Origin of the sequence: Tsukamurella pulmonis (assembly GCF_900103175.1) — a bacterium.
Lineage (GTDB): Bacteria > Actinomycetota > Actinomycetes > Mycobacteriales > Mycobacteriaceae > Tsukamurella > Tsukamurella pulmonis.
The window spans coordinates 1,398,561-1,420,171 of the sequence record NZ_FNLF01000002.1 but is presented as its reverse complement, the minus strand read 5'-3'; the positions used below and the strand labels follow the sequence as shown (position 1 = coordinate 1,420,171).

General features: G+C 71.5%; 22 protein-coding genes. 3 read left to right on the top strand and 19 right to left on the bottom strand.

Annotation, left to right across the window (positions count from 1 at the left end; all coding sequences use genetic code 11):
• Positions 1-6: 6 nt before the first annotated feature.
• Positions 7-744: a MerR family DNA-binding transcriptional regulator gene (locus BLQ62_RS07210; RefSeq protein WP_068566482.1), complete on the top strand. Its 738-nt coding sequence runs from the start codon at positions 7-9 to the stop codon at positions 742-744.
• Between the two features lie 38 nt (positions 745-782).
• On the opposite strand, the gene BLQ62_RS07205 is transcribed toward BLQ62_RS07210, so the two are convergent.
• The 9 genes from BLQ62_RS07205 to mgtE form a co-directional block, all read right to left on the bottom strand.
• Positions 783-1,091 (bottom strand): winged helix-turn-helix domain-containing protein, encoded by a 309-nt coding sequence (locus BLQ62_RS07205; protein WP_068566484.1) that lies wholly within the window; start codon positions 1,089-1,091, stop codon positions 783-785.
• Positions 1,088-1,540: a hypothetical protein gene (locus BLQ62_RS07200; protein ID WP_139061812.1), complete on the bottom strand. Its 453-nt coding sequence runs from the start codon at positions 1,538-1,540 to the stop codon at positions 1,088-1,090. The genes BLQ62_RS07205 and BLQ62_RS07200 overlap by 4 nt, the downstream gene beginning before the upstream one ends.
• Positions 1,541-1,630: 90 nt before the next feature.
• Positions 1,631-2,563, bottom strand: a complete 933-nt coding sequence (locus tag BLQ62_RS07195) for a glucosyl-3-phosphoglycerate synthase (protein ID WP_068566486.1) — start codon at positions 2,561-2,563, stop codon at positions 1,631-1,633.
• Positions 2,560-3,453 (bottom strand): dihydropteroate synthase, encoded by an 894-nt coding sequence (folP, locus tag BLQ62_RS07190; RefSeq protein ID WP_068566488.1) that lies wholly within the window; start codon positions 3,451-3,453, stop codon positions 2,560-2,562. Before folP ends, BLQ62_RS07195 begins: the two co-directional genes overlap by 4 nt.
• Positions 3,454-5,265: a long-chain-acyl-CoA synthetase gene (locus tag BLQ62_RS07185; protein ID WP_068566490.1), complete on the bottom strand. Its 1,812-nt coding sequence runs from the start codon at positions 5,263-5,265 to the stop codon at positions 3,454-3,456.
• Between the two features lie 9 nt (positions 5,266-5,274).
• Positions 5,275-5,823, bottom strand: a complete 549-nt coding sequence (locus BLQ62_RS07180; protein WP_068532497.1) for an LOG family protein — start codon at positions 5,821-5,823, stop codon at positions 5,275-5,277.
• Entirely contained in the window at positions 5,820-6,614 is a 795-nt protein-coding gene (locus tag BLQ62_RS07175; protein ID WP_068566492.1) for an LOG family protein, read from the bottom strand. Before BLQ62_RS07175 ends, BLQ62_RS07180 begins: the two co-directional genes overlap by 4 nt.
• A 10-nt stretch (positions 6,615-6,624) precedes the next feature.
• Positions 6,625-7,701 (bottom strand): succinyl-diaminopimelate desuccinylase, encoded by a 1,077-nt coding sequence (dapE, locus tag BLQ62_RS07170; protein WP_068566494.1) that lies wholly within the window; start codon positions 7,699-7,701, stop codon positions 6,625-6,627.
• Positions 7,702-7,718: 17 nt separating this feature from the next.
• Positions 7,719-9,071 (bottom strand): magnesium transporter, encoded by a 1,353-nt coding sequence (gene mgtE / locus BLQ62_RS07165; RefSeq protein WP_068566496.1) that lies wholly within the window; start codon positions 9,069-9,071, stop codon positions 7,719-7,721.
• A gap of 90 nt (positions 9,072-9,161) precedes the next feature.
• On the opposite strand from mgtE, the gene dapD reads away from it, so the two are divergent.
• Positions 9,162-10,112 (top strand): 2,3,4,5-tetrahydropyridine-2,6-dicarboxylate N-succinyltransferase, encoded by a 951-nt coding sequence (dapD, locus tag BLQ62_RS07160; RefSeq protein WP_068532508.1) that lies wholly within the window; start codon positions 9,162-9,164, stop codon positions 10,110-10,112.
• Positions 10,113-10,183: 71 nt separating this feature from the next.
• Here the strand turns inward: dapD and BLQ62_RS07155 are convergent, their stop codons facing one another.
• The 5 genes from BLQ62_RS07155 to fdxA form a co-directional block, all read right to left on the bottom strand.
• Positions 10,184-10,444 carry a hypothetical protein gene (locus BLQ62_RS07155; RefSeq protein ID WP_068566499.1) on the bottom strand — a complete coding sequence of 87 codons (261 nt, stop codon included), beginning with the start codon at positions 10,442-10,444 and terminating at the stop codon, positions 10,184-10,186.
• A 176-nt stretch (positions 10,445-10,620) separates the two neighbouring features.
• Positions 10,621-11,022, bottom strand: a complete 402-nt coding sequence (locus BLQ62_RS07150) for an SCO6045 C-terminal-like domain-containing protein (protein WP_139184172.1) — start codon at positions 11,020-11,022, stop codon at positions 10,621-10,623.
• Between the two features lie 286 nt (positions 11,023-11,308).
• Entirely contained in the window at positions 11,309-12,196 is an 888-nt protein-coding gene (locus BLQ62_RS07140) for a multinuclear nonheme iron-dependent oxidase (protein ID WP_068566502.1), read from the bottom strand.
• Complete coding sequence (gene dapC / locus BLQ62_RS07135) at positions 12,193-13,281, bottom strand: succinyldiaminopimelate transaminase (RefSeq protein ID WP_082756686.1); 1,089 nt, start codon at positions 13,279-13,281, stop codon at positions 12,193-12,195. Before dapC ends, BLQ62_RS07140 begins: the two co-directional genes overlap by 4 nt.
• Before the next feature lie 16 nt (positions 13,282-13,297).
• The gene (gene fdxA / locus BLQ62_RS07130) at positions 13,298-13,624 is read right to left on the bottom strand and encodes a ferredoxin (protein ID WP_068566503.1); all 327 of its coding nucleotides are present in this window, start codon (positions 13,622-13,624) and stop codon (positions 13,298-13,300) included.
• A gap of 108 nt (positions 13,625-13,732) precedes the next feature.
• Between fdxA and BLQ62_RS07125 the strand changes: the two genes are divergently transcribed.
• Positions 13,733-14,950 carry a NupC/NupG family nucleoside CNT transporter gene (locus BLQ62_RS07125; RefSeq protein WP_068532518.1) on the top strand — a complete coding sequence of 406 codons (1,218 nt, stop codon included), beginning with the start codon at positions 13,733-13,735 and terminating at the stop codon, positions 14,948-14,950.
• A 120-nt stretch (positions 14,951-15,070) separates the two neighbouring features.
• Here BLQ62_RS07125 and BLQ62_RS07120 read toward each other — a convergent pair whose 3' ends face one another.
• Genes BLQ62_RS07120 through BLQ62_RS07100 form a run of 5 tightly spaced genes read right to left on the bottom strand, consistent with a single transcriptional unit; the run spans position 15,071 to position 21,541 of the window.
• On the bottom strand, positions 15,071-15,838 hold the full coding sequence (locus BLQ62_RS07120) for a hypothetical protein (RefSeq protein ID WP_068566504.1): 768 nt from the start codon (positions 15,836-15,838) through the stop codon (positions 15,071-15,073).
• Positions 15,835-18,426 (bottom strand): bifunctional FO biosynthesis protein CofGH, encoded by a 2,592-nt coding sequence (locus BLQ62_RS07115; RefSeq protein ID WP_082756598.1) that lies wholly within the window; start codon positions 18,424-18,426, stop codon positions 15,835-15,837. Before BLQ62_RS07115 ends, BLQ62_RS07120 begins: the two co-directional genes overlap by 4 nt.
• Entirely contained in the window at positions 18,423-18,776 is a 354-nt protein-coding gene (locus tag BLQ62_RS07110; protein ID WP_082756600.1) for a hypothetical protein, read from the bottom strand. Before BLQ62_RS07110 ends, BLQ62_RS07115 begins: the two co-directional genes overlap by 4 nt.
• A complete protein-coding gene (gene mshB, locus BLQ62_RS07105) occupies positions 18,777-19,700 on the bottom strand; it encodes an N-acetyl-1-D-myo-inositol-2-amino-2-deoxy-alpha-D-glucopyranoside deacetylase (protein ID WP_068566506.1) in 924 nt (307 codons plus the stop codon).
• Positions 19,685-21,541, bottom strand: a complete 1,857-nt coding sequence (locus BLQ62_RS07100) for an ABC transporter family substrate-binding protein (RefSeq protein ID WP_082756601.1) — start codon at positions 21,539-21,541, stop codon at positions 19,685-19,687. The genes mshB and BLQ62_RS07100 overlap by 16 nt, the downstream gene beginning before the upstream one ends.
• Positions 21,542-21,611: the final 70 nt, after the last annotated feature.

Genomic DNA, 21,611 nt, shown 5'->3' with positions numbered 1-21,611 from the left:
GAGTCGATGTCGCAGAACCTTCCACCGCGATTGCGCCCCGTAGACCTGGCGCGGGCGCATGGCCTCTCCACCCAGGCGGTCCGCAACTACGAGGAGCAGGGCGTCCTGCCGCAGGCCGAGCGCAGCCCGTCGGGCTACCGGATGTACACGCCCGCGCACCGCCTCGCCCTGAACGCGTTCCTCGCCCTGATCCCGGGCTGCGGCCACGCGCGGGCGGGGTCGATCCTGCGCGCGGTGCACCGCGGCGACCTCGACGGGGCGTTCGCCCTCCTCGGGCAGGCGCACGAGGAGCTGGCCGAGGACCGCGCCACGTTCCGCCGGGTGCGCGCCGCGCTGGAGGACCTGCACGATCCCGACGACGCCGACACTCCCCCGCTGTTCGTCGGCGACGTGGCCCGGCGGCTCGGCGTCGTCCCGGCGACGCTGCGCGCCTGGGAGCGGGCGGGAATCGTCGCGCCGCCGCGCGACCGGGCCACCGGATATCGGTGTTACGGGCCCGGCGACGTGCGCGACGCCCGGATGGCCGAGCAACTGCGCCGCGGCGGCTACGGCCTCGCCCGCATCGCGGAACTCACCGCGCAGGTGCGCGCCGCCGGAGGGGTCGAGCCGCTGCGGGGGACGCTCGACGGATGGAGCGCTGCGCTCACGCGCCGGGGCCGCGCCCTCGTCGCCGGCGCCGCCGCACTCGATGCATTCCTGAGCACCCTCGGGGAATCCGCGGATGTCGGGCCGGCGATTCCCTGAGAGCGATACCGGCCGGAGATCGGCCGATTCTCCGAGCGTCAGCCCTCCGCGATGGCGCGCAGCGCGTCGAGGTGCGCCGCGAACGCCCTGCGGCCCTGCGCGGTCAGCGACAGCCAGGTGCGCGGGCGTTTGCCCACATAGCCCTTCGTGATCTTCACGTATCCCGCCGTCTCGAGCTGCGACGCCTGTTTCGAGAGCACCGAATCCGAGAGCTCCACCGCGTCACGGACGGCCGCGAACTCGGCGTACTCGACCTTCGACAGCGCCGCGACGATGGAGAACCGCACGGGCGCGTGGATCACGTCGTCGAGCCGGTGCCGGGCGTGCCCGCCGTCGGTCGACGTCACCGGAGGGCCAGCCGCGAGATCGAGCGCGCCGCCAGCAGCGCGGGCGTCATCGTCGCGACGGCGCCGAAGACCACCCAGCCCCAGGGCATCCCGGTGTCGACGGTGCCCGCCTGGATCACGATGTACCCGGTGTAGACCAGGAAGGTCAGCGCCAGGCCCACCGTGTACCGGCTCGAGAAGCCGCGCGGCACCGCCTTCGCCCGCCGCATGACCACCGTCGCCGCGATGATCGCCACGACGTACACGACCATCACCGCGCCGAAGCCCCAGTGCCGCAGCCACAACGGCGCGTCGGGGTTGCCGATGGTGAGCCGGAGCGCGACGATCAGCAGCCCGACCAGGACGCCGATGCGGATGAGCCCCTTCTCCAGCCGCTCGCGATCCGCGGGTGTCGCGATCGACGCCGCGTCCGCGGCCTCGAGGGTGCGTCGCGCCTCATCGGCACTCATGCGCCCGGAATCCTCGCCCATGATCGAAGCCCTTCCCTCGTCGGTGATCCGACTATAGAAAGGACTTTCCACTTTGGCAAGTACTTGCCGTCAGATGCCGAGCGACCTCACCGGCGGTCGGTCCTCGAGGTTCAGATCGGAGGTGACCTCCGTGAACCGATCCTCCGGCCCGGGCTCCACCAGATACTGCGTGATGCCCGCGCCCGAGTCCTCGATCCCGCAGCGGCGCAGGGCCGTTCCCATGATCTGCCGGCTCATCACGCCCAGGTCGCGCAGGTCCCGATTGCGGTGCTTGCGCACGGACAGGTTGACCTGCGCGATGCCGTCCAGGCCGTAGCGCGCCTCCGCATCCAGCAGGAGCCCGATCTCCACGCCGTAGCCGGGCGCGAAGGGCACGGAGGCGAGGAACTCACGGGTGCCCGCGTACTCGCCGCCGAGGGGCTGCAGGATCACCCGCAGGGGTGGTCGCAGCGCCGCCAGCAGCGGGCGGGCCACCAGCTCCGTGACGCGACCGCCGCCCGTCGGGTCCTCGCCCTGCTTGAACACCCGCAGCGGCCGCCGGTAGTAGGCCTTGACCAGGTGCACGTCGCGATCGAAGAGCATCGGCCCGAGCAGCCTCGGCACGTACCGCGGGTCGGGTTCGATCAGGTCGGAGTCGACGAAGGCGATCAGGTCACCCGAGGACGCGGCCACGCCGCGCCAGAGCGCCTCCCCCTTGCCCGGCACCGGCGCGATGCCGGGGACCGCCTCTTCGCGACTGATCACGGTGGCACCCGCCGCGCGGGCACGCTCCGCGGTCGCGTCGGTCGATCCCGAGTCGAGCACGATCAGCTCGTCGACGAGCGTGCCGAGCAGCGGGACGATCGTCTCGACCACCCCGGCGACGGTCTCCTCCTCGTTGAGGGCGGGCAGCACCACCGAGACGGTCCGGCCGTCCTTCGCCGCGATCAGCTCCTCCACCGACCAGGTCGGTTCGGCGAAGAAGCGTTCGCTGGCCTGCGCCTGCGGCGCCTCGCCGCTCACGCCAGGCCCCGCACCACGCGCGCCGGCGGCCGGACGCCGTCGATGGAGGCCACCATCTCGACCACCCGACGGGTGTCGGCCACCTGGTGCACGCGGAACATCCGGGCCCCGGCGTGGGCGGCGAGCGCGGTCGCCGCCAGGGTGCCGGCCACCCGCTCCTCCAGCCCGGCGTCCAGCGTCTCGCCGATGAAGTCCTTGTTGGACAACGCCATCAGCACCGGCCACCCGGTGCCGACCAGCTCGTCGAGGTGGCGCAGGAGTGCGAGCCCGTGGTGGGTGTTCTTACCGAAGTCGTGGGTGGGGTCGATGACGATGCCGTCCTCGCGCACGCCCGCGGCGAAGGCCGCCTCGGCCGCCGCGAGGAGCCGCTCGCGCACGTCGGACACCACGTCCGGGTACCGCACCCGGAACGGACGCGAGCGCGGCACCGCCCCGCCGGTGTGCGAGCAGACCAGGCCGGCACCCGTCGCGGCGGCGATCCGGGGCAGGTCCGGGTCGGCGCCCGCCCAGGTGTCGTTGATGAGGTCCGCGCCGGCGTCCACCGCGGCCTCGGCCACGGACGCGCGCCACGTGTCGACGCTGATCAGCAAGTCCGGGTGCCGGTCGCGCACCTGCGCGATGAAGGGCACCGTCCGTGCGATCTCCTCGGTCGCGTCCACGTCCTGACCCGGCCCGGCTTTGACGCCGCCGACGTCCACGACGTCGGCCCCCTCGGCGACGGCGGCGTCCACCCGGCCGAGTGCGGCGTCCACCGCGAAGTAGCTGCCGCGGTCGTAGAACGAGTCCGGGGTCCGGTTGATGATCGCCATCACCAGGGCCCGGTCCGTCGGGACCGGCCGGCCGCAGAAGGTCGGTCGCACGGGGACGGGGCCCTCCGCCGGCGCGGTCATCTAGGAGCGCAGGTCCGGGACCTTGGCCGCCGCGACGTCCGCGACGAACCCGTCGTAGGCGGGGACGTAGCCGTCCGCGCCGCCGACGAAGACGTACAGCGGGTCGTCGCCGGTCTTCTCGAAGCCCTGCTCGCGCAGTTCGCCCTTGAGGCTCTTGAACGTGGAGGTGACCTCCAGGCTGGGAACGACCCGCGCGAACAGCGGGATCGCGTAGCCGGGCAGCTCGCCGCGCAGTTGCTTGGCGAGCACGGCACCGTCGAAATCGTGCCCCTCGGCCAGCTTGATCGCGGCCATGCCGGCCTTGCCGTCGGCGCCGGGGATCGCGACGCCGTAGACGATGGCGCCCTCCACCTGGTCGGCCTCGTCGAGCGCGCCCTCGACCTCCGTGGTGGCCACGTTCTCGCCCTTCCAGCGGAAGGTGTCGCCGAGGCGGTCGACGAAGGCGATGTGGAAGAAGCCCTGGTTGGTCACCACGTCACCGGTGTTGAACCAGACGTCGCCGTCCTTGAAGCCGTCGCGGATCAGCTTGGCCTCACCCGCTTTTCCGTCGGTGTAGCCGTCGAACGGCGCGGCCTTGGTGATCTTGGTGAGCAGCAGCCCGTTCTCGCCGCGCCGCACCCGCTGCAGCCTGCCGCGCGCGTCGAGCTTCGGTCCGGCGGTGTCGATGTCGTACTCCACCACGGCGTGCGGCAGGGGGCACAGGCCGACGCTCGCCTCGACGTCGAAGACGTTGACGAAGGCGATGTTGGTCTCGCTGGCCGCGTAGAACTCCATGATCCGGTCGATGCCGAAGCGCTCCTGGAACTCCCGCCAGATCTCGGGCCGCATGCCGTTGCCCGCCGCGACCCGGATGGTGTTGTCCCGATCGGTGGGCTTCGGCGGCTGATTGAGCAGGTACCGGCAGATCTCGCCGATGTAGATGAACATCGTGGCCGAGTTCTCGTTGGCCTCGTCCCAGAACCTGCTCGCCGAGAACTTGCGGCCGACGGCCAGCGTCGCACCGGAGATCAGCACGGAACCGAGGGCCACCAGGGCGGCGTTGTTGTGATAGAGCGGCAGCGGGCAGTACATGACGTCGTCGCCACGCATCCGGACGGCGGTGCCGCCGAAGCCGGACATGCCCTTGAGCCAGCGGTAGTGCGTCATGATCGACGCCTTCGGCATGCCCGTGGTGCCCGAGGTGAAGACGTAGAAGGCGCGGGTGCCGGCCGGCAGCGTCGCGGTCACGGCCGGGTTCTCCGTGGCCCGCGGATCCGCGGCGCGCACCTGCTCGGCCTGCGCGGCGAGCTCGTCGATGGTGAGCACCACGCCGTCCGCCGGGCGGTCCGCGGCGTCGAGCGACTCGAAGGCCTCGAGGTCCTCGGCGCCCGCGATGATCGTGTCGGTCTCGAGGATGCCGAGGCTGTGCGCGAGCACCGCGCCGCGCTGGTTGTAGTTCACCAGGCCGGCGGTGGCGCCGACCTTGACGATCGCCAGCATCACCAGCACCATCTGCGGGTGGTTGTGCATGACGACGCCGACCACGTCGCCCACCTTCACGCCGCGCTGGAGCAGCACGCGCGTATAGGTGTTCACCGTGGCGTTCGCCTCGGCGTAGGTGATCCCCTCGCCGTGGAAACGGAGGAAGTCGCGCCCGGGGTACTGCGCGGCGCGCTTGGCGAAGACGGTGCCGATCGTCTCCTTGCTGCTCTGCGAACGCAGCAGGATCGACGGGCCCTCCTTGATCAGCAGGGGCAGGTCGGGGACCAGCTTGCGGACACCCTTGGCCAGCTCCGCGACGCGGACGGTGGTGTTCTTATGCGTAGAGCTCACGCGGCGAGCCTACCGTGGCACCGCCGTACCACGGCACGCGTCGAGGGCGGTCGTGACGTCCGTCGCGCGCCGCAGGTGCGCGAGAGCGGCATCACCAACGAAGCCCTTCGCCTTGAGTCCGTCGATCCAGTCCAGGAGCGGCGCGTAGAAGCCGTCGTGGTCGAGGACGACGACGGGCTTGTCGTGCATGGACAGGTAGCCCGCGGTCCACGCCTCGAAGAACTCCTCGAGGGTGCCGACCCCGCCGGGCAGCACCAGGAAGGCCTCGGCGTGATCGTCCATGAGCTGCTTGCGCTCGCGCATGGTGTCGACCACGAGCAGCTCGTCGGCGCCGCGGTCGGCGACCTCCCGGTCGACGAGGGCGGTCGGGATGACGCCGAGCGTGTACGCGCCGCCGTCGCGGGCGGCCTGGGCCACCGCGCCCATCATGGACACGTGCCCGCCGCCCCACACGAGCGAGTCCCCGCCGGCGGCGATGCCCCGGCCGACGTCGAGGGCGAGGTCGATGTACTCCTGCGGCACGGGACGCGAGGCGCAGAAGACGGCGATCGCGGTCACGAGGGGTCCACCTCGCTCGCGGCCGCCTCGCGCTCGCGCGCGGCGTCGGCACGCACGATGATGTCGATGGCCTCGGCGACGGAGTCGGTCACGGTGATCAGGTCGGCGTCGCCGGGCGAGATCATGCCCTGCTCGGTGAGCGTGCCGCGGATCCAGTCGACCAGGCCGCCCCAGTAGGCGGAGCCCAGGAGCACGATGGGGAACCTGGTCACCTTGTGGGTCTGCACCAGGGTGAGCGCCTCGAAGAGCTCGTCGAGCGTGCCGAAACCTCCCGGCAGGCAGACGAAGGCCTGCGCGTACTTGACGAACATCGTCTTGCGCACGAAGAAGTAGCGGAAGTTGATGCCCAGGTCGACCCAGTCGTTGAGGCCCTGCTCGAAGGGCAACTCGATGCCGAGGCCGACGGACAGCCCGTCGGCGTCCTTGGCACCGCGATTCGCGGCCTCCATCGCGCCCGGCCCACCGCCGGTGATGACGGCGTAACCCGCGCGCACCAGCTCGGCGCCCAGCTCCCGTCCGGTGGCGTACTCGGGCGAATCCTGTTTGATCCGTGCGGATCCGAAGACGGTGACGGCGCGCGGCAGCTCCGCGAGGGCGCCGAAGCCCTCGACGAACTCGGCCTGGATCCGCATGACCCGCCAGGGGTCGCGGTGCAGCCAGTCGGCATCGTCCGCGTTGGCGAGCAGCCGCTGGTCGGTCGTCGACGATTCCGTCGCCGCCGCGCCCTGCACCCGGACGGGTCCGCGGTAACGCAGGTAGTGGTCGTGGGAGGGCTTCTTATCGGAGGCCATGACGGACAACCTACCCAGCGAGGAAGGCGCGCAGCACGGCGGCCACCTCGGTGATCTGCGCGATCTCGACCTGTTCGTCGCGCTTGTGCGCGAAGTTCGGGTCTCCGGGCCCGAAGTTCACCGCGGGAATGCCGAGCGCGGCGAACCGCGAGACGTCCGTCCAGCCGTACTTGGCGCGGAAGCGTCCGCCGGCGGCCGCAACCAGCTTGGCCGCCGCGGGGGCGCCCAGGCCGGGCAGGGCGCCCGGCGCGGCGTCGGTGACCTCGAAGCCGAGGGCACCGTCGGCGAGCGGTCCCGCCAGGACCTCCCGGACGTGGGCGACGGCCTCGTCGACGGAGCGGTCCGGCGCGAAGCGGAAGTTGACGTCGACGAAGGCCTCGTCGGGCACGACGTTGCCGGCGACCCCGCCCTCGATCTTCACGGCGGACAGGCCCTCGCGGTACTCGCAGCCGTCGATGTCCTTCGTGCGGGGGATGTAGCCCTGCAGTGCCGTGAGCACCGGTCCGAGCTTGTGGATCGCGTTGTCGCCCAACCACGACCGGGCGCTGTGCGCGCGGGTGCCCGAGGCGGTGATGCGCACCCGGATCGTGCCCTGGCAACCCGCCTCGATGAGGCCGCCGGAGGGCTCGCCGAGGATCGCGACGTCGGCCTGCAGCCACTGCGGCAGTTCGCGCTCGATGCGGCCGAGACCGTTGAACTGCGCGGAGATCTCCTCGCACTCGTAGAAGATGAGCGTCAGATCGTAGGCCGGCTCGGCCATGGTCGCGGCCAGGTGCAGGAAGACCGCGTCGCCGCTCTTCATGTCGACGGTGCCGCAGCCGTGCAGGATCGCGCCCTCGCGGCGGCTGGGCACGTTGTCGGCGATCGGCACGGTGTCGAGGTGGCCGGCGAGCATGACCCGCTGCGGCAGGCCGCGATTCGTGCGCGCGAGCACGTTGTTGCCCACGCGGAGCACCTCGAAGCGCCCGAGCGCGCGCAGTGCCTCCTCCACCTCGTCCGCGATCCGCTCCTCGTCGTGGCTGACGCTGGGGATGTCCACCAGCGCAGCGGTGAGGTCGATCGGGTCCGAGGCGATGTCGAGAGTCACCCCTCCAGGGTAGGCGGTCAGATCCCGAGGATCGCCTTGGCGATGAGGAAGTACAGGATCAGGCCCGTCGCGTCGACGAAGGTGCTGATGAACGGGTTGGAGAAGACGGCCGGGTCCACCCCGATCGATTTGGCCACGATCGGCATGAGACCGCCGACGGTGGCCGACATCGTGCACACCCCGAACAGGGTGGCCCCGATGACCAGGCCCACGTCGGTACCGAAGAGGACGCCGGCGATGACCGCGCCGAGGGCGCCGAGGACCAGGCCCAGTGTCGCGCCGACGCGCACCTCGCGGCCCAGTACGCGAGCGACGTCGCGGGTGGTGATGTCGCCCAGGGCGAGCGCGCGGGTCACCGTCGTCGCGGCCTGGTTGCCGGTGTTGCCGCCGGTGCCGATGATGAGCGGCACGAACAGCGAGAGCACCACCATCTCCTGCAGGCTGTCCTCGAACACCGAGAGCACCTTGACAGTGAGGGTCGCGCCGATCGCCAGCACCAGCAGCCACACCACGCGCGAGCGCACCAGTGTCCGCACGGACGTGGACAGGTAGGGCCGGTTCAGCGGCTCCACGCCGCCCTGACGCGCGGCGTCCTCGCTCTCCGCCTCTTCGAGGATGCGGAGGGCGTCGTCGACGGTGAGGATGCCGACGAGGCGGTGCTCGTCGTCGACGATGGGCATCACCAGCAGGCGCTGCTCAGCGCAGCGGCGAGCGGCGTCCTCGGCCGACTCCCGCGCCCGGGCGGTGCCCGCGATGTTCATGATCTCGCGCACCGGGGTCTCCGGGTCGCTGCGCAGCAGGCCGCGCAGCCCGACGATGCCGACCAGCACCCGTCCGGGGCCGACCACCGGGATGCCGTAGATGGTCTCGACGTCGTCGATGCGGGCCCGGACGGCGGCGAGCGCCTGCTCCGCGGTGTACTCCGGGTGGACCGAGACGAACTCGGGGGTCATCTCGCGGCCGACCGAGCCCTGCGGGTAGCCGAGCAGCGCGGCCGTGGCGGCGCGCTCTCCCTCGGGCAGGCCGTGTAGCAGCCGCGCGGCGACGGTCGCGGGCAGCTCGTCGAGCAGCGTCACCCGGTCGTCGGGATCGAGCTCCGCGAACAGGCCGGTGACCTGTTCGTCCTGCAGATCGTGGATGAGCTCGCCCTGCAGGGGCGCGTCGAGCGACTCGAAGACGGTCAGCGCCTCGTCCTTGGCCAGGAGTCGGAAGACGACGGCGCGGTCCTTGCGGCTGAGCCGTTCCAGCACGTCGACCACCTGACGCGACGTGAGCGGCGCGATCAGCGACGAGACCTCCGTGAGGTCCCCGTCATCGACGGCGTCATCGATCCGGTCGGCGAGCTTGGCCGTGTCGAGTGTCGTGGTCACTGGATGCACGGTATCCGAATCCGCGATGTCCGCAGCGCGAGCACCGCGGGCGCCCCGGGGCCCGCACGCCCGCCCGGTACCCTGAGCGACGTGACGAATCGTGGAGCGAAGGCGTACGGACTGGCCACCCTCACCGACGACGGGACGGTGCTCGACACCTGGTTCCCCGCGCCGGAGCTGACCGAAGGCGGCGGCACCGCCGGCTCGGTGCAGGATCCCGCGGGCGCGCCGGCGGAGCTCACCGCACTCGCCGGTGCGGACGCGGACCGCAAGGTGCGCACCGTCGTCGTCGAGACGACGATCGCGGACCTGAGCGCCGCCCCCGTCGATGCGCACGACGTGTACCTGCGCCTGCACCTGCTCAGCCACCGCCTGGTGCAGCCGCACGGCCTGAGCCTGGAGGGCCAGTTCGGCCTGCTGGCCAACGTGGTGTGGACGAACTTCGGCCCCTGCTCGCCCGCCGGCTTCGAGCTGGTGCGCGCGGCACTGCGCAAGCGCGGCACCGTCACCGTGCTCGCGGTGGACAAGTTCCCCCGCATGGTCGACTACGTGCTGCCCACCGGCGTCCGGATCGGCGACCCCGACCGCGTCCGCCTCGGCGCGCACCTGGCCGACGGCACGACGGTGATGCACGAGGGCTTCGTGAACTTCAACGCGGGCACGCTCGGCACGGCGATGGTCGAAGGCCGGATCTCGGCGGGCGTGGTCATCGGCGATCACTCCGACGTCGGCGGCGGCGCATCGACGATGGGCACCCTCTCGGGCGGCGGCAAGGAGATCATCGCCCTCGGCGAGCGGTGCCTCCTGGGTGCCAACTCGGGCCTCGGCATCCCGCTCGGCGACGACTGCGTGCTCGAAGCGGGGCTCTACCTCACCGCCGGCACCAAGGTCACCGGCCCGGACGGGCAGACCATCAAGGCGCGCGAGCTGGCCGGCAAGAGCAACCTGCTCTTCCGCCGCAACTCGATGACCGGCGCGGTCGAGGTCGTTCCGTGGAAGAGCGACGGCGTCGAGCTGAACGCCGCACTGCACAAGAACTGATCTCCTCGAACGCGAAACGGCGGCCGATGTACATCGGCCGCCGTTTCGCGTTCGTCGGGTATGTCAGTTCGTCAACTCCGGGACACGGGCGCCCCGTTGCACCCCAACCTGGAGAGCAGTTTCTCCACCGCACGGCCGTAGGTCGACGTCCCGTCGGAGCCCACTTCCGCCTCCGTCATGGCGGCGATGGAGGCATGGGAGGCACCCGTGGTCGAGCATTCCGGATGCCCCTCCAGCAGGCGGGACTCCACGGTCCACAGGCCGATACCGCCCGCCAGCACCGCCGCGCACAATGCCGACGTCAGCGCCGCACGCGCCTTGTTGAATCTCATCCTCACCGCCCGATCGAAACTGAACCTCAATCACCTTTGCGATAGCGTAGCACGGACGGTCGTACAATTCGCAACCGAAAGCATCGAAATTCGTCGTCGTCCTGCGCGGGGGGCGCGACCGCCCGTGCACAGCACCCTCGTCGGCATGCGCCGGAGCGCCGATGCCCGCGCCACAGTCAGCCGCCGTACACCCGAGATCCCACCCGTACCACGGGCCGGCCGTGCGCGAGGGCCCAGCGCCGCGCGCCGCTGCGGACCGCCTCGACCGCGACCCACGCGCGCTCGGCATCGGAGCCGTGCGCGCGCAGCCAGGCGATGTAGTCGCGGGCGTCGTGGGCGGAGCAGTCCGCTTTCGGATGCGATGCCGCGTAGTCGACGAAGCCGCCCGGCCAGCCCGGCAACGTGCGCAGCGCCGGGAGGGCCCGGGCCGCGGCCCCCGCCCGCTTGACCGCGAGGACGCGGCCCGTCAGCGTGGCGCCGGCGGCATCGAAGCCGGGCGGCACCCGGCAGGCCAGGAGATCCGCGAGGACCTCGGCCTGCCGGTGCCGCAACCGCTCCCGCGCGTCAGGAGGAACCACAGCTGCTCGAACTGCTCGAACTGCTCGACCCGCAACTGCTCGAACCCCCGCAGCTGCTCGCGCTGCAGTTGGAACCGGAATCGTGGCCCGAGTGGTGCGAACCGCCGTCGGAGCCGCCGAAGAACCAGGCCGAACCGCCGCCGTCGCCCGCCGACCCGCCTCGCCCTCGGGACCGCCCGCCGCGCCGCCCACCGTTCTGACCGCCCGCGATGGACACGCACGCGGCGATCACTGCGAAGATCACGAAGAACACCACCAGGAATTCCATCTCGCACCTCCAGGTCGTTCAGTCGATCCCGAGAACCTCTCGTAGGCACAGCATCTCGTGCCGGACCGCGGATTCGATCACGGACTCGTCACGTTCGAGCAACACTCCGGGCAACAGGCTCTCACCTGCACGAACGCCCCCAAGAGGACCCTGTGAATCCCGCCAGACCGCAAGGAGATCAAGAACTTCCGGACATATCGGGTCGGCATGGGTATCGAGGTAGAGGTCGCCGTCGAAGCGCCCGCCCGCGATGTGAACGTACGCGACGGCCTCGAGCGGGTACCGCCGCAGTTCCGCGACCGCGTCCACCCCGCGGGCGGTGCAGGAGGCGTAGACGTTCGCCAGGTCGAGCACCAGGCGCACCCCGGTCCGCTCGACCAGTTCCCGCAGGTAGGCCGGCTCGTCGTAGTCGTCCTCGGGCCACGCGAACAGGGCCGCGATGTTCTCGAGCGCCAGCGGCACGGGCAGCGCCGCCTGCGCGAAGTGCACGTTCTCCACCAGCACGTCGAGCGCCTCCGGGGTGCGCGGGGCGGGCATCAGGTGGCCGGCCTCGAGGACGTCGTCGTGCGGACCGATCGTCACATCCCCGTCGAGCCCGATGCCGCCGGCACGGACGAAGGCGACGTGCTCGCTGACCAGCGGCGCGTCGAACGCGAGGGCCAGGTCCGCGAGCCGCCGCAGCCGGCCCGAATCGGGGCGGTCGGCACCCGCGATGCCCAGCGTCACGCCGTGCGGCACGACGGTGACGCCCAGGCGCACCAGTTCCACCAGATCTGCAGGTGGGTCGGCGGGGTCGACGTTCTCCGCCACCACCTCCGTGAACGAGACGGAACCGGACCGCGCGCCGTCGAGCAGCATCCCGGCGAGCTCGGGCCGCCACGCGGCCGAGACGCCGGTGAGGCTCATCGGGCCAGGCGCTGGGCGGCGGCGGCGATCCGCTCGTCCGTCGCGGTCATCGCGATGCGCACGTGCTGCGCACCCTGCGGGCCGTAGAACTCGCCCGGGGCGGCGAGGATGCCGCGCTCGGCGAGCCAGTCGACGGTGTCACGACACGGCTCGCCGCGCGTGGACCACAGGTACAGCCCCGCCTCGGAGTGATCGACGGTGAAGCCCGCACCGCGCACGGCCTGCAGCAGCACCGCGCGGCGCGCGGCGTACCGGGCGCGCTGCTCCGCCTCGTGCTCGTCGACCGACAGCGCGTAGCTCATGGCCGCCTGGATCGGGAACGGCACGATCGCGCCGGCGTGCTTGCGCACCGCCGCCAGCTCGGCGATGAGCGCCGGGTCGCCCGCGAGGAAGCCCGCGCGGTACGACGCCAGGTTGGAGGTCTTCGAGAGCGAGTGGATCGCGATCAGGCCGGTGGTGTCGCCGTCGCAGACGCGCGGGTCGAGCACCGACACGGGCTCGGCCTCCCAGGCCAGGCCCAGGTAGCACTCGTCGGAGGCCACGATCGCGCCGCGCTCGCGCGCCCACTGCACCACCTTGCGCAGGTGGTCGATGCCGAGCACCTTGCCGGTCGGGTTCGACGGCGAATTGATGAAGACCAGCGCCGGCCGCTCCGGGCCGAGCTGGGCGGTACCGTCGGCCCGCACCGGCCGCGCGCCGGCGAGCAGCGCGCCCACCTCGTACGTGGGATACGCGACCTCGGGGATCACGACCACGTCACCCGCGCCGAGGCCCAGCGTCGACGGCAGCTGCGCGATCGCCTCCTTGGTCCCGATCACGGGCAGGATCGCGTTCTCCGGCAGTTCGACGGTGCCGTACCGCCGGCTCAGGGCCTCGGCCGCGGCCTCGCGCAGCGCGACGGTGCCGATCGTCGCCGGGTAGCCGGGGAACGCCGAACCCTCGTAGAGGGCACGGCGGATCGGCTCGGCCACCGGATCGACGGGCGTGCCGACCGAGAGGTCGACGATGCCGCCGACGTGCGCGGCGGCCTTCGCCTTGGCTCCCGCGAGGGTGTCCCACGGGAAGTCCGGCAGGCCGGACGCCACGGGCACGCGTGGCACGTCAGTGCTCGGTGTTCATGGGCGGGAGCGCCTTGATGAAGGGGTGGTCGTAGTCGATCTTCCCCTGCTTGGCGGCACCGCCGGGCGAACCGATCTCGTTGAAGAAATCGATGTTCGCGGTCACGTACTCGGCCCACTCGTCCGGCACGTCGTCCTCGTAGAAGATCGCCTCGACGGGGCACACCGGCTCACAGGCGCCGCAGTCCACGCACTCGTCGGGCTGGATGTACAGCATCCGGTTGCCCTCGTAGATACAGTCGACGGGGCACTCCTCGATACATGCCTTGTCGAGCACATCCACACAGGGCTCTGCGATGGTGTACGTCACCTGTCATCTCCTTCGCACCGACTGCTTCCACCACACAGTATTCCGCGCCGCTGGAACGCGTCACAAAGAAGTGTCGCCTAACCTCCCGCCTTGTGATTTCATTCACGGGTGCACGTAATCGTCGGTACCTTCGGGCTGATCGTCTTCCTCCTCCTCGCGTACCTTCCCACCCGGAACGTCGCGATGCTCAAGAAGAAGGCGCCGTACATCATCGGGATGATCGCCATCCAGTTCATCCTGGGGCTGATCATGCTCAAGACACCGGTCGGCGAGAAGGTGATCGACGCTCTCTCGCGGGGCTTCACGAACCTCCTCGGGTTCGCGCACGAGGGAACGTCGTTCGTCTTCGGCGGGCTGGTCGACTACAAGACCAACCCCGACGGGGCGGGGCCGTTCTTCATGAACGTGCTGCTCCCGATCATCGTGATCTCGGCGATCATCGGCATCCTGCAGTTCATCAAGCTGCTGCCGCTGATCATCAAGTACCTCGGCCTGGTGCTGTCGAAGGTCACCGGCATGCCCAAGCTGGAGTCCTTCAACGCGGTGAGCTCGGCGATCATCGGCCAGTCCGAGAACTTCATCGCGATCAAGAAGATCCTGCCGACGCTGCCGCCGAACCGGCTCTACACGCTGTCGGCGTCCGCCATGTCGACGGTCTCGATGTCGATCGTCGGCTCGTACATGGTGATGATCCAGCCCCGCTACGTGGTGGCGGCGATCGTGCTGAACCTGTTCGGCGCCTTCATCGTGGTCTCGCTGCTCAACCCGTACGAGGTGGCGCCCGAGGACGACGTCTTCGCCGCCCCCGAGCAGAAGAAGCAGTCCTTCTTCGAGATGCTCGGCGAGTACATCCTCGACGGCGCCAAGGTCGCGCTGACGGTGGCCGCGATGCTCATCGGCTTCGTCGCGTTGCTCGCCCTCGTCAACGGCCTCTTCGCCTGGGTCTTCAACGGCACGACCTTCCAGGACGTGCTGGGGCACATCTTCGCGCCCCTGGCGTGGCTGACGGGCGTCCCCTGGAGCGAGTGCGTGCAGGCGGGCCAGATCATGGCCACGAAGCTGGTGAGCAACGAGTTCGTGGCGATGCTCTCCTTCACCCCGCAGAACCCCGGCGGCGCCGTCGTGATGAGCGAGCGGGCCACCGCGATCGTGCAGACCTTCCTGGTCTCCTTCGCCAACTTCAGCTCGATCGGCATCATCGCCGGCGCCGCGAAGTCGCTCGCCCCGTCACAGGGCGATCAGATCGCCAAGTTCGGCCTCAAGCTGCTCTACGGCGCGACGCTGGTCTCGTTCCTCTCCGCCACCGTCGTCGGCCTCATCTCCTGACGCGGCGCCGACCACGCCCTCTCCCCACCGATTCGTCGCCTCCCCACCGGAACGACCGGCGTTGGGGCGGGGAGGGGACGGATCGAGGGGGAACCGTCGACTAGCGACGACGGTGCCTGGCTACGACTCCGACTCGGGATCGGCTTCGATGCCCGACGGTGCCGCACCGCCCGCGAAGGCGGCCTCGAGGCCGAGGATCTTCGCACCGTCGGAGGCCCGGGCCTCGACGATGCGCAGCGTGGCGAATTCGCCCACGTACCCGGCGGCAGCACCCACCACGGGCAGCTTGCCGAGGGTGTCGAAGACGCCGGCGGGCTTGGGCCGCGCTTCGAGCGCGGAGCGTGCCGACTTCACCATGCCCAGGACGTCCCGCACGGCGCCGACGGCCGAGAAGACACCGCCGCGCAGCTTGTCGGTGGTCTCCCGCACGGGCACCAGGTCCTGGAAGCCCGGGTGGTCGCCCAGCAGCGTGCGGGCGTCGATCTGGCGCCGCGAGAGTACGCGCGCGACCAGGTCGATCTGCTCCGGCACCTGATCCACGCCGTGCTCGCCCGCGACACCGACCACGACCAGCGTCTGGTTCGCGAAGCCCAGGTAGGTCTGCAGCGGCAGCAGGCGCGCGACGACGCCGAGCGCGCCCGGCCAGGCCACGGCCACCGTCGACACCGCGCCGACGGGGATCACCCACCACCGCGAGCGGCCGTCGGCGTCACGGCGCAGGTAGCCGTTGACCACCGGGATCGGCGTGAGGCCGGCGAGCGTGGAGACGAAGCGCGCCCCGGCGACCGCCGGGCGGGCCGCCGCCACGAACACCCCGACCGTGCGCGCCAGATCCAGGTCGCTGACCGTGCCCGTCACCGCGCCGCCGCGCGGCTCGAGGGCGTTCACGCGGCACCCCGCTGGGCGTGCGTCGTGGTGCGCTCGCGCGCCGGGCGCCCGATGCCGTTGGCAATAGCGTGCAGTTCCGCCACCGTCTTCTCCGATCCGTGCGCCGATCCCGCCATCCGCGAGATCGTCTCCTCCATGAGCGTGCCACCCAGGTCGTTCGCGCCGCCCTGCAGCATGGCCTGGGTACCCGCTGTGCCCAGTTTCACCCATGAAGTCTGAACGTGCTCGATACGCCCGTGCAGCATCACCCGCGCCAGGGCGTGCACCGCGCGGTTGTCGCGCTTGGTGGGCCCGGGCCGCGCGGCGCCCGCGAGGTACAGCGGCGCGCTCTGGTGCACGAAGGGCAGCGGCACGAACTCGGTGAAACCGCCGGTGCGGTCCTGGATGCCCTTGAGCACGTTGAGGTGCGTGACCCAGTGCGACGGGTTGTCGACGTGGCCGTACATCATCGTCGACGACGACCGGATGCCCACCTCGTGCGCCGTGGTGACCACGTCGATCCACGCGGAGGTGGGCAGCTTGCCCTTGGTGAGCACCCAGCGCACCTCGTCATCGAGGATCTCGGCCGCAGTGCCGGGGATGGTGTCCAGGCCGGCCTCGCGCAGCCCGATCAGCCAGTCCCGCACCGACTCCCCCGAGCGGGCCGCGCCGTTGACGATCTCCATCGGGCTGAAGGCGTGCACGTGCATGCCGGGCACGCGCTGCTTGACCGCGCGCACCAGGTCGGCGTAGCCGGTGGCGGGCAGGTCCGGGTCGATGCCGCCCTGCATGCACACCTCGGTCGCGCCCACCCGCCACGCCTCCTCGGCGCGGTCGGCCACCTCGTTCATCGAGAGCGTGAACGCATCCGCGTCGCCCTTGCGCTGCGCGAAGGCGCAGAACCGGCAGCCGGTGTAACAGATGTTGGTGAAGTTGATGTTGCGGTTGACCACGTAGGTCACGACCTCGCCCACGGCGTCCTTGCGGAGTTGATCCGCCAGGGCCACCAGGGCTTCCAGGCCGCTGCCGTCCGCGTAGGCGAGCGCGCGGTACTGGTCGTCGCTCAGGCCGCCGGGATTCTTCTCGGCCGCCCTCAGGGCCGAGAGCACATCCGATTCGACCTTCTCCGGCGCGGACAGCGAGAGCACCTGCTCCCGCACCGATTCCCAGTCGCCGAACGCCGATCCCAGATCCGAGCGGGTGTCGGTGTTGCGGCCGTCGACGTCGATCGCGGTGTTCAGGTCGGTGCGGCCGGACGACGCCCACTCCTCGTCGGGCTCCTGCCACGGCAGGCCGGCGGGCATCGCGTCCGGATCCGCGAGCCCGGTCTCCGCGTCGGCGAGGGCGGCGACGTGCGGCGCGACCCGCGGATCGATCCACGGGTTGCCGGCGCGCACGTACTTGGGCTGCGCCGTGAGCCGCTGGCGCAGTTCGAATCCCGCGTCGGCGGTGATCTGCGCGAGCGCGTCCAGGTCCGGCCAGGGCCGCTCCGGGTTCACGTGGTCCGGGGTGACCGGCGAGACGCCGCCCCAGTCGTCGACGCCGGCCTCCAGCAGCAGGCGGCACTCCTCCGCGGAGACCAGGTTCGGCGGCGCCTGCACCCGCATCGACGGGCCGAGCACCATGCGGGTCACGGCGATCGCCGCGCGGTAGACCTCGAGATCCGCGTCCTCGACGGAGCGCATCGCGGTGTCCGGCTTGGCGCGGAAGTTCTGGATGATGACCTCCTGCACGTGCCCGAAGGCCTTGTGCACCTTGCGGATGGCCATGATCGACTCGGCGCGCTCGCGCTCGTCCTCGCCGATGCCGATGAGCAGGCCCGTGGTGAACGGGACCGAGAGACGCCCGGCGTCGGTGAGGGTGCGCAGCCGCACCGCCGGGTCCTTGTCGGGCGAGCCGTAGTGCGGCTGCCCCTTCTCGGTGAAGAGCCGCTCCGAGGTGGTCTCGAGCATCATGCCCATCGACGGCGCGACGGGCTTGAGCCGCGAGAGCTCCTCCCAGCTCATGACGCCCGGGTTCAGGTGCGGCAGCAGGCCCGTCTCCTCGAGCACGCGGATCGCCATGGCGCGCACGTAGTCCAGGGTCGAGTCGTAGCCCCGCTCGTCGAGCCAGGTGCGGGCCGCCTCCCAGCGGTCCTCCGGCCGGTCGCCCAGGGTGAACAGCGCCTCGTGGCAGCCGAGTTCGGCTCCGCGTCGCGCCACCTCGAGGATCTCGTCGGGCTCCATGTAGGCGCCGTGACCCTCCGCGGCCAGCTTGCCGGGCACCGTCACGAAGGTGCAGTAGTGGCACTTGTCGCGGCACAGCCGCGTGATCGGGATGAAGACCTTCTTGCTGTAGGTGACCTGCGGGCGACCGTCGGCCCCCGTCAGGCCCGCTTCGAGCAGGCCCGCGTCGCGCACCCGGGCGGCCGAACGGCACAGGTCGTCGAGGTCCTCGCCGCGGGCGGCGAGGAGGACCTGGGCCTCGTCGACGTTGAGCACCGCGCCGTCCCGCGCCCGGCGCAGGGCGCGTCGCATCGCCGACGCCGTCGGCACGTACGGCTCCGCCGTGCGTTTCGGCACCGAGGGCACCGGCAGAAGAGCGGGGGTCTGCTCAGTAGCGTCCGTCACTCTGTCGATGATGCCAGGTGTCCCGCCAGGATCGGCATCCCGATTCCACAGAGCAGGAGCACGGGCAAGCGCCAGTCGGCGTAGAGGACGATGTCGCCTCCCGGCCCACCCAGGAGGAAGACGGCGGTCACCAGGAGGAACGCGATCACCGGCAGGGCGCCGTGGACCGGCTCGCCGCCCAGGCGGCGCGCCGCCACGGAGATCCACGCCAGCAGCGCGCCGAACAGAACCGCGGAGAGCGGAAGGGGCACGACCCCGACGTACAGGTAGAGGTACATCGCGGCGCCCACGGCGCACACCGCGCCGCCGAGGGTGGCGGCGCCCAGCAGCACCTTGTCGATCGGCTCCATCTATCCGACCCCCGCGAACAGATCGCGTTCGATCCCGTCGGGGCCCGGTGCGGCGGTCCCCCGGGCGAGAACGAAGGACTCCTCGGCGTAGACCGGTTGGGCGATCCGGTTGGTCAGCGCGAGCGCCGCGCCCGTGTCATCGACGCCGAGCTGGGTCGCGTGCGCGCGCAGCGCGGCGCGCTTGCGGTCCAGGACGTGCGTGACGTCGACGCGGGTGGTGATCGCGGCGTCGTCGTGGGCGGGCAGCTCGTCCGCGGCGGGCACGCGCCAGCCGTCGGGCAGATCCGCGTCCCGCAGCGCCTCGAGCCCCGCCGTCAGGTCGTCGCGAGAGGTCACCGTCCAGTACAGCTTGGCGACCTCCCAGGGCTCCCCCGCCCCACCCGGCGCCGCTGCGGCGTCGACGGCCGCGTGCGTGAGCCGGTGTGCCGCGATGTGATCCGGATGCCCGTAGCCGCCGACCTCGTCGTAGGTCACGACGACCTGCGGCCGCGTCTCCCGGATGATCCGGGTGAGGGCCTGCAGCGGCCCGTCGTCGGCGGGCTCGAGGTAGGGCGACGAGGCGAAGGCGCGGGGGTGCTCGGCCGCGGGTGTGCCGGCCATGCCGGAGTCGCGCCAACGCCCCACCCCGCCGAGGAACCGGGGCCGCAGCGGCGGACCGCCGGGATCGCTGAGCGCGGCCAGTGCGCCGGTCATCTCACCGATCCGATAGCCGCCCAACTGATCGGCGTGCTCGGCGGTGAGCTGCGCGAACCGCGGCTCCATCACCTCGCCCTCCTCGCCCAGGGTGCAGGTCACGACGGTGACCTCGACGCCCTCGGCCAGGTACCGGGCGATGCTCCCGCCGGTGGTGATCGTCTCGTCATCGGGGTGCGCGTGCACCAGCAGCAGCCGCCGCCCGCTCGCCTGGGTCACTGCCGGGACCATCCCTCCACGCCGGTGAAGACGCCGTCGCGCGGCGGCCCCTCCAGGGTCACGCCCTGCACCGCCGGCCCGACGGCCGTCAGGGTGACGTCCTGCAGGATCGGCAGCACCGTTGCCTGCGACCACAGCTGGGTGTCGATCGCCGCGAGGTCGATCGGGCCGCCGCGCAGCCCGTCGAGGGCGAGCCCCTGCAGGGCCTGGTCGCACAGGCCGGCGAGGTTGCCGCCCACCGTCGTGGCGGCGGGGTCGTTCTCGGCGTTCGGCGTCGGCGCCGGCGTGGTGGTGCTCCGCGGGCCGCTCTCCGACGGGGGCGCGGGGCACTCGACGCGCGAGGCGAACCGCTCCGTGGGCGTCGGCCCGGTGCTGGACCAGCCGACCACGGCGTCGACGCCGCCGTCGAGCAGCGCCGTCCCGGCGACCGTCTGCGGCTCCAGCGTCACGACCGAGGCGAAGACCCCCATCGCGCGCAGCTGATCGGTGGCGTTGCTCGCGACGGCGAACGCCGGCACGTTGCCCTGCGGCACACCGATCCGCAGGAACATCGGCACCCCGTCGCGCACGTACTGCCGCACGTTCTCGCCGGGCGACGGCGAGGGCGGCACGGGCAGCGCCGACGGATCGGTGCTGGTGCTCGGCATCGCCGGCTCGGTGGTGGGCGGCGGCGGGGTCGGGGGCACGCTCTGGCTGGGCGGGATGGGCGCGTTCTGCAGCGAGTACCCGGCGGTCGCGAGGACCTGCTCCAGCCTGGCCTTGGCCTCGGCCTGGGTGGGGCGCCCCGGCATCGTCGGGACGTAGCCGGGGTCCGACGGTGCCAGCACCTGCGCGCGGGCGGGCCGCACGGCGTCGCCGCCGGAGCCGACCGTCGTGAGCAGGTCGACGTTCACGGCGTCCAGCAGCGCGCGGCGCACCTCGACGTCGGCGAGGAACTTCGAGCGGGTGTTCAGGGTCAGCGACAGCACGCGGGGATCGACCTGCTCGACGGCGCGCACCTCGTAGATCGAGGTGAGCTGCGCCAGCAGCGACGGTCCGCCGTGCATCGAGACCACCTGCACGTCGCCGGTGCGCACCGAGTTGGCCAGCTGGGTGTCGGTCCCGCCCTTGCGGAGCACGATGCGGTCCACGCGGGCGGGCTTCATCCAGTAGCGGTCGTTGCGCTCGAGGGTCACCTCGTCGCGGGCGACGTCCACCTTCTTGACCAGGTATCCGGCGCCCGACGCGGGGATCTTCTCCCGCATGGCGCCGTTGAAGCCGCCCGGCGAGCCCTTGACGAGGTGGCTCGGGAGCAGGTTCTGGAACAGCGTGCGCCAGCCCGGCAGCGGCGCCTTGAGGGTGACGATGACCCTCTTGCCGCCGGCGCCGGAGGCGACGGACTCGATCTGCCGGTACGGTGCCGAGCCGACGGTGTCGGGGGCCGTGATCATCGACTGCCAGAGGTAGACGAAGTCCTCGGCCGCGATGGGCGCACCGTCGGACCACTGCGCGTCCTGCCGGATGGTGTAGGCGATCTGGAGCGGCGCGGGGTGCTCGATCGTCGGGACGAGATCGGTGTTCTGCACCGGAGTGACCCGGCCGTCCGGCTCCTTGACCTCGCGGAAGACGCTCGGCAGCGTCATCGCCGCCAGAGCCCGCGAGGCCGAGGAGGAGTTGGATGCGAGGTGCGGGTTGAAGCCCGGACCGAGGCCGTCGATCGCCACCTGCACGGTGGCGCCGGTGGCGGTCGGAGCCTGCGGCGGCGCCGAGGTCTCCGATCCCGGGACGGCCGGGGGCGGGTCCGCGACGCACGCGGTCAGGGTGGTCGCGAGCAGTGCCGACGCCACCGTCAGCCCCAGGGACCTACGCCGCACTGCTCGTGCCTCCTACCGCTCGCTGCCGCTCCACCGCCCGACGATCGTCGCCGGGATCACGTCACCGGGG

Coding starts and splice junctions, on each gene's coding strand:
- BLQ62_RS07210 (WP_068566482.1), top strand. CDS start 7: ATGTCGCAGAACCTTCCACCGCGATTGCGCCCCGTAGACCTGGCGCGG.
- BLQ62_RS07200 (WP_139061812.1), bottom strand. CDS start 1,540: ATGAGTGCCGATGAGGCGCGACGCACCCTCGAGGCCGCGGACGCGGCG.
- folP (WP_068566488.1), bottom strand. CDS start 3,453: ATGACCGCGCCGGCGGAGGGCCCCGTCCCCGTGCGACCGACCTTCTGC.
- BLQ62_RS07175 (WP_068566492.1), bottom strand. CDS start 6,614: ATGGCCTCCGATAAGAAGCCCTCCCACGACCACTACCTGCGTTACCGC.
- BLQ62_RS07155 (WP_068566499.1), bottom strand. CDS start 10,444: ATGAGATTCAACAAGGCGCGTGCGGCGCTGACGTCGGCATTGTGCGCG.
- BLQ62_RS07140 (WP_068566502.1), bottom strand. CDS start 12,196: ATGAGCCTCACCGGCGTCTCGGCCGCGTGGCGGCCCGAGCTCGCCGGG.
- BLQ62_RS07110 (WP_082756600.1), bottom strand. CDS start 18,776: ATGGAGCCGATCGACAAGGTGCTGCTGGGCGCCGCCACCCTCGGCGGC.
- mshB (WP_068566506.1), bottom strand. CDS start 19,700: ATGGTCCCGGCAGTGACCCAGGCGAGCGGGCGGCGGCTGCTGCTGGTG.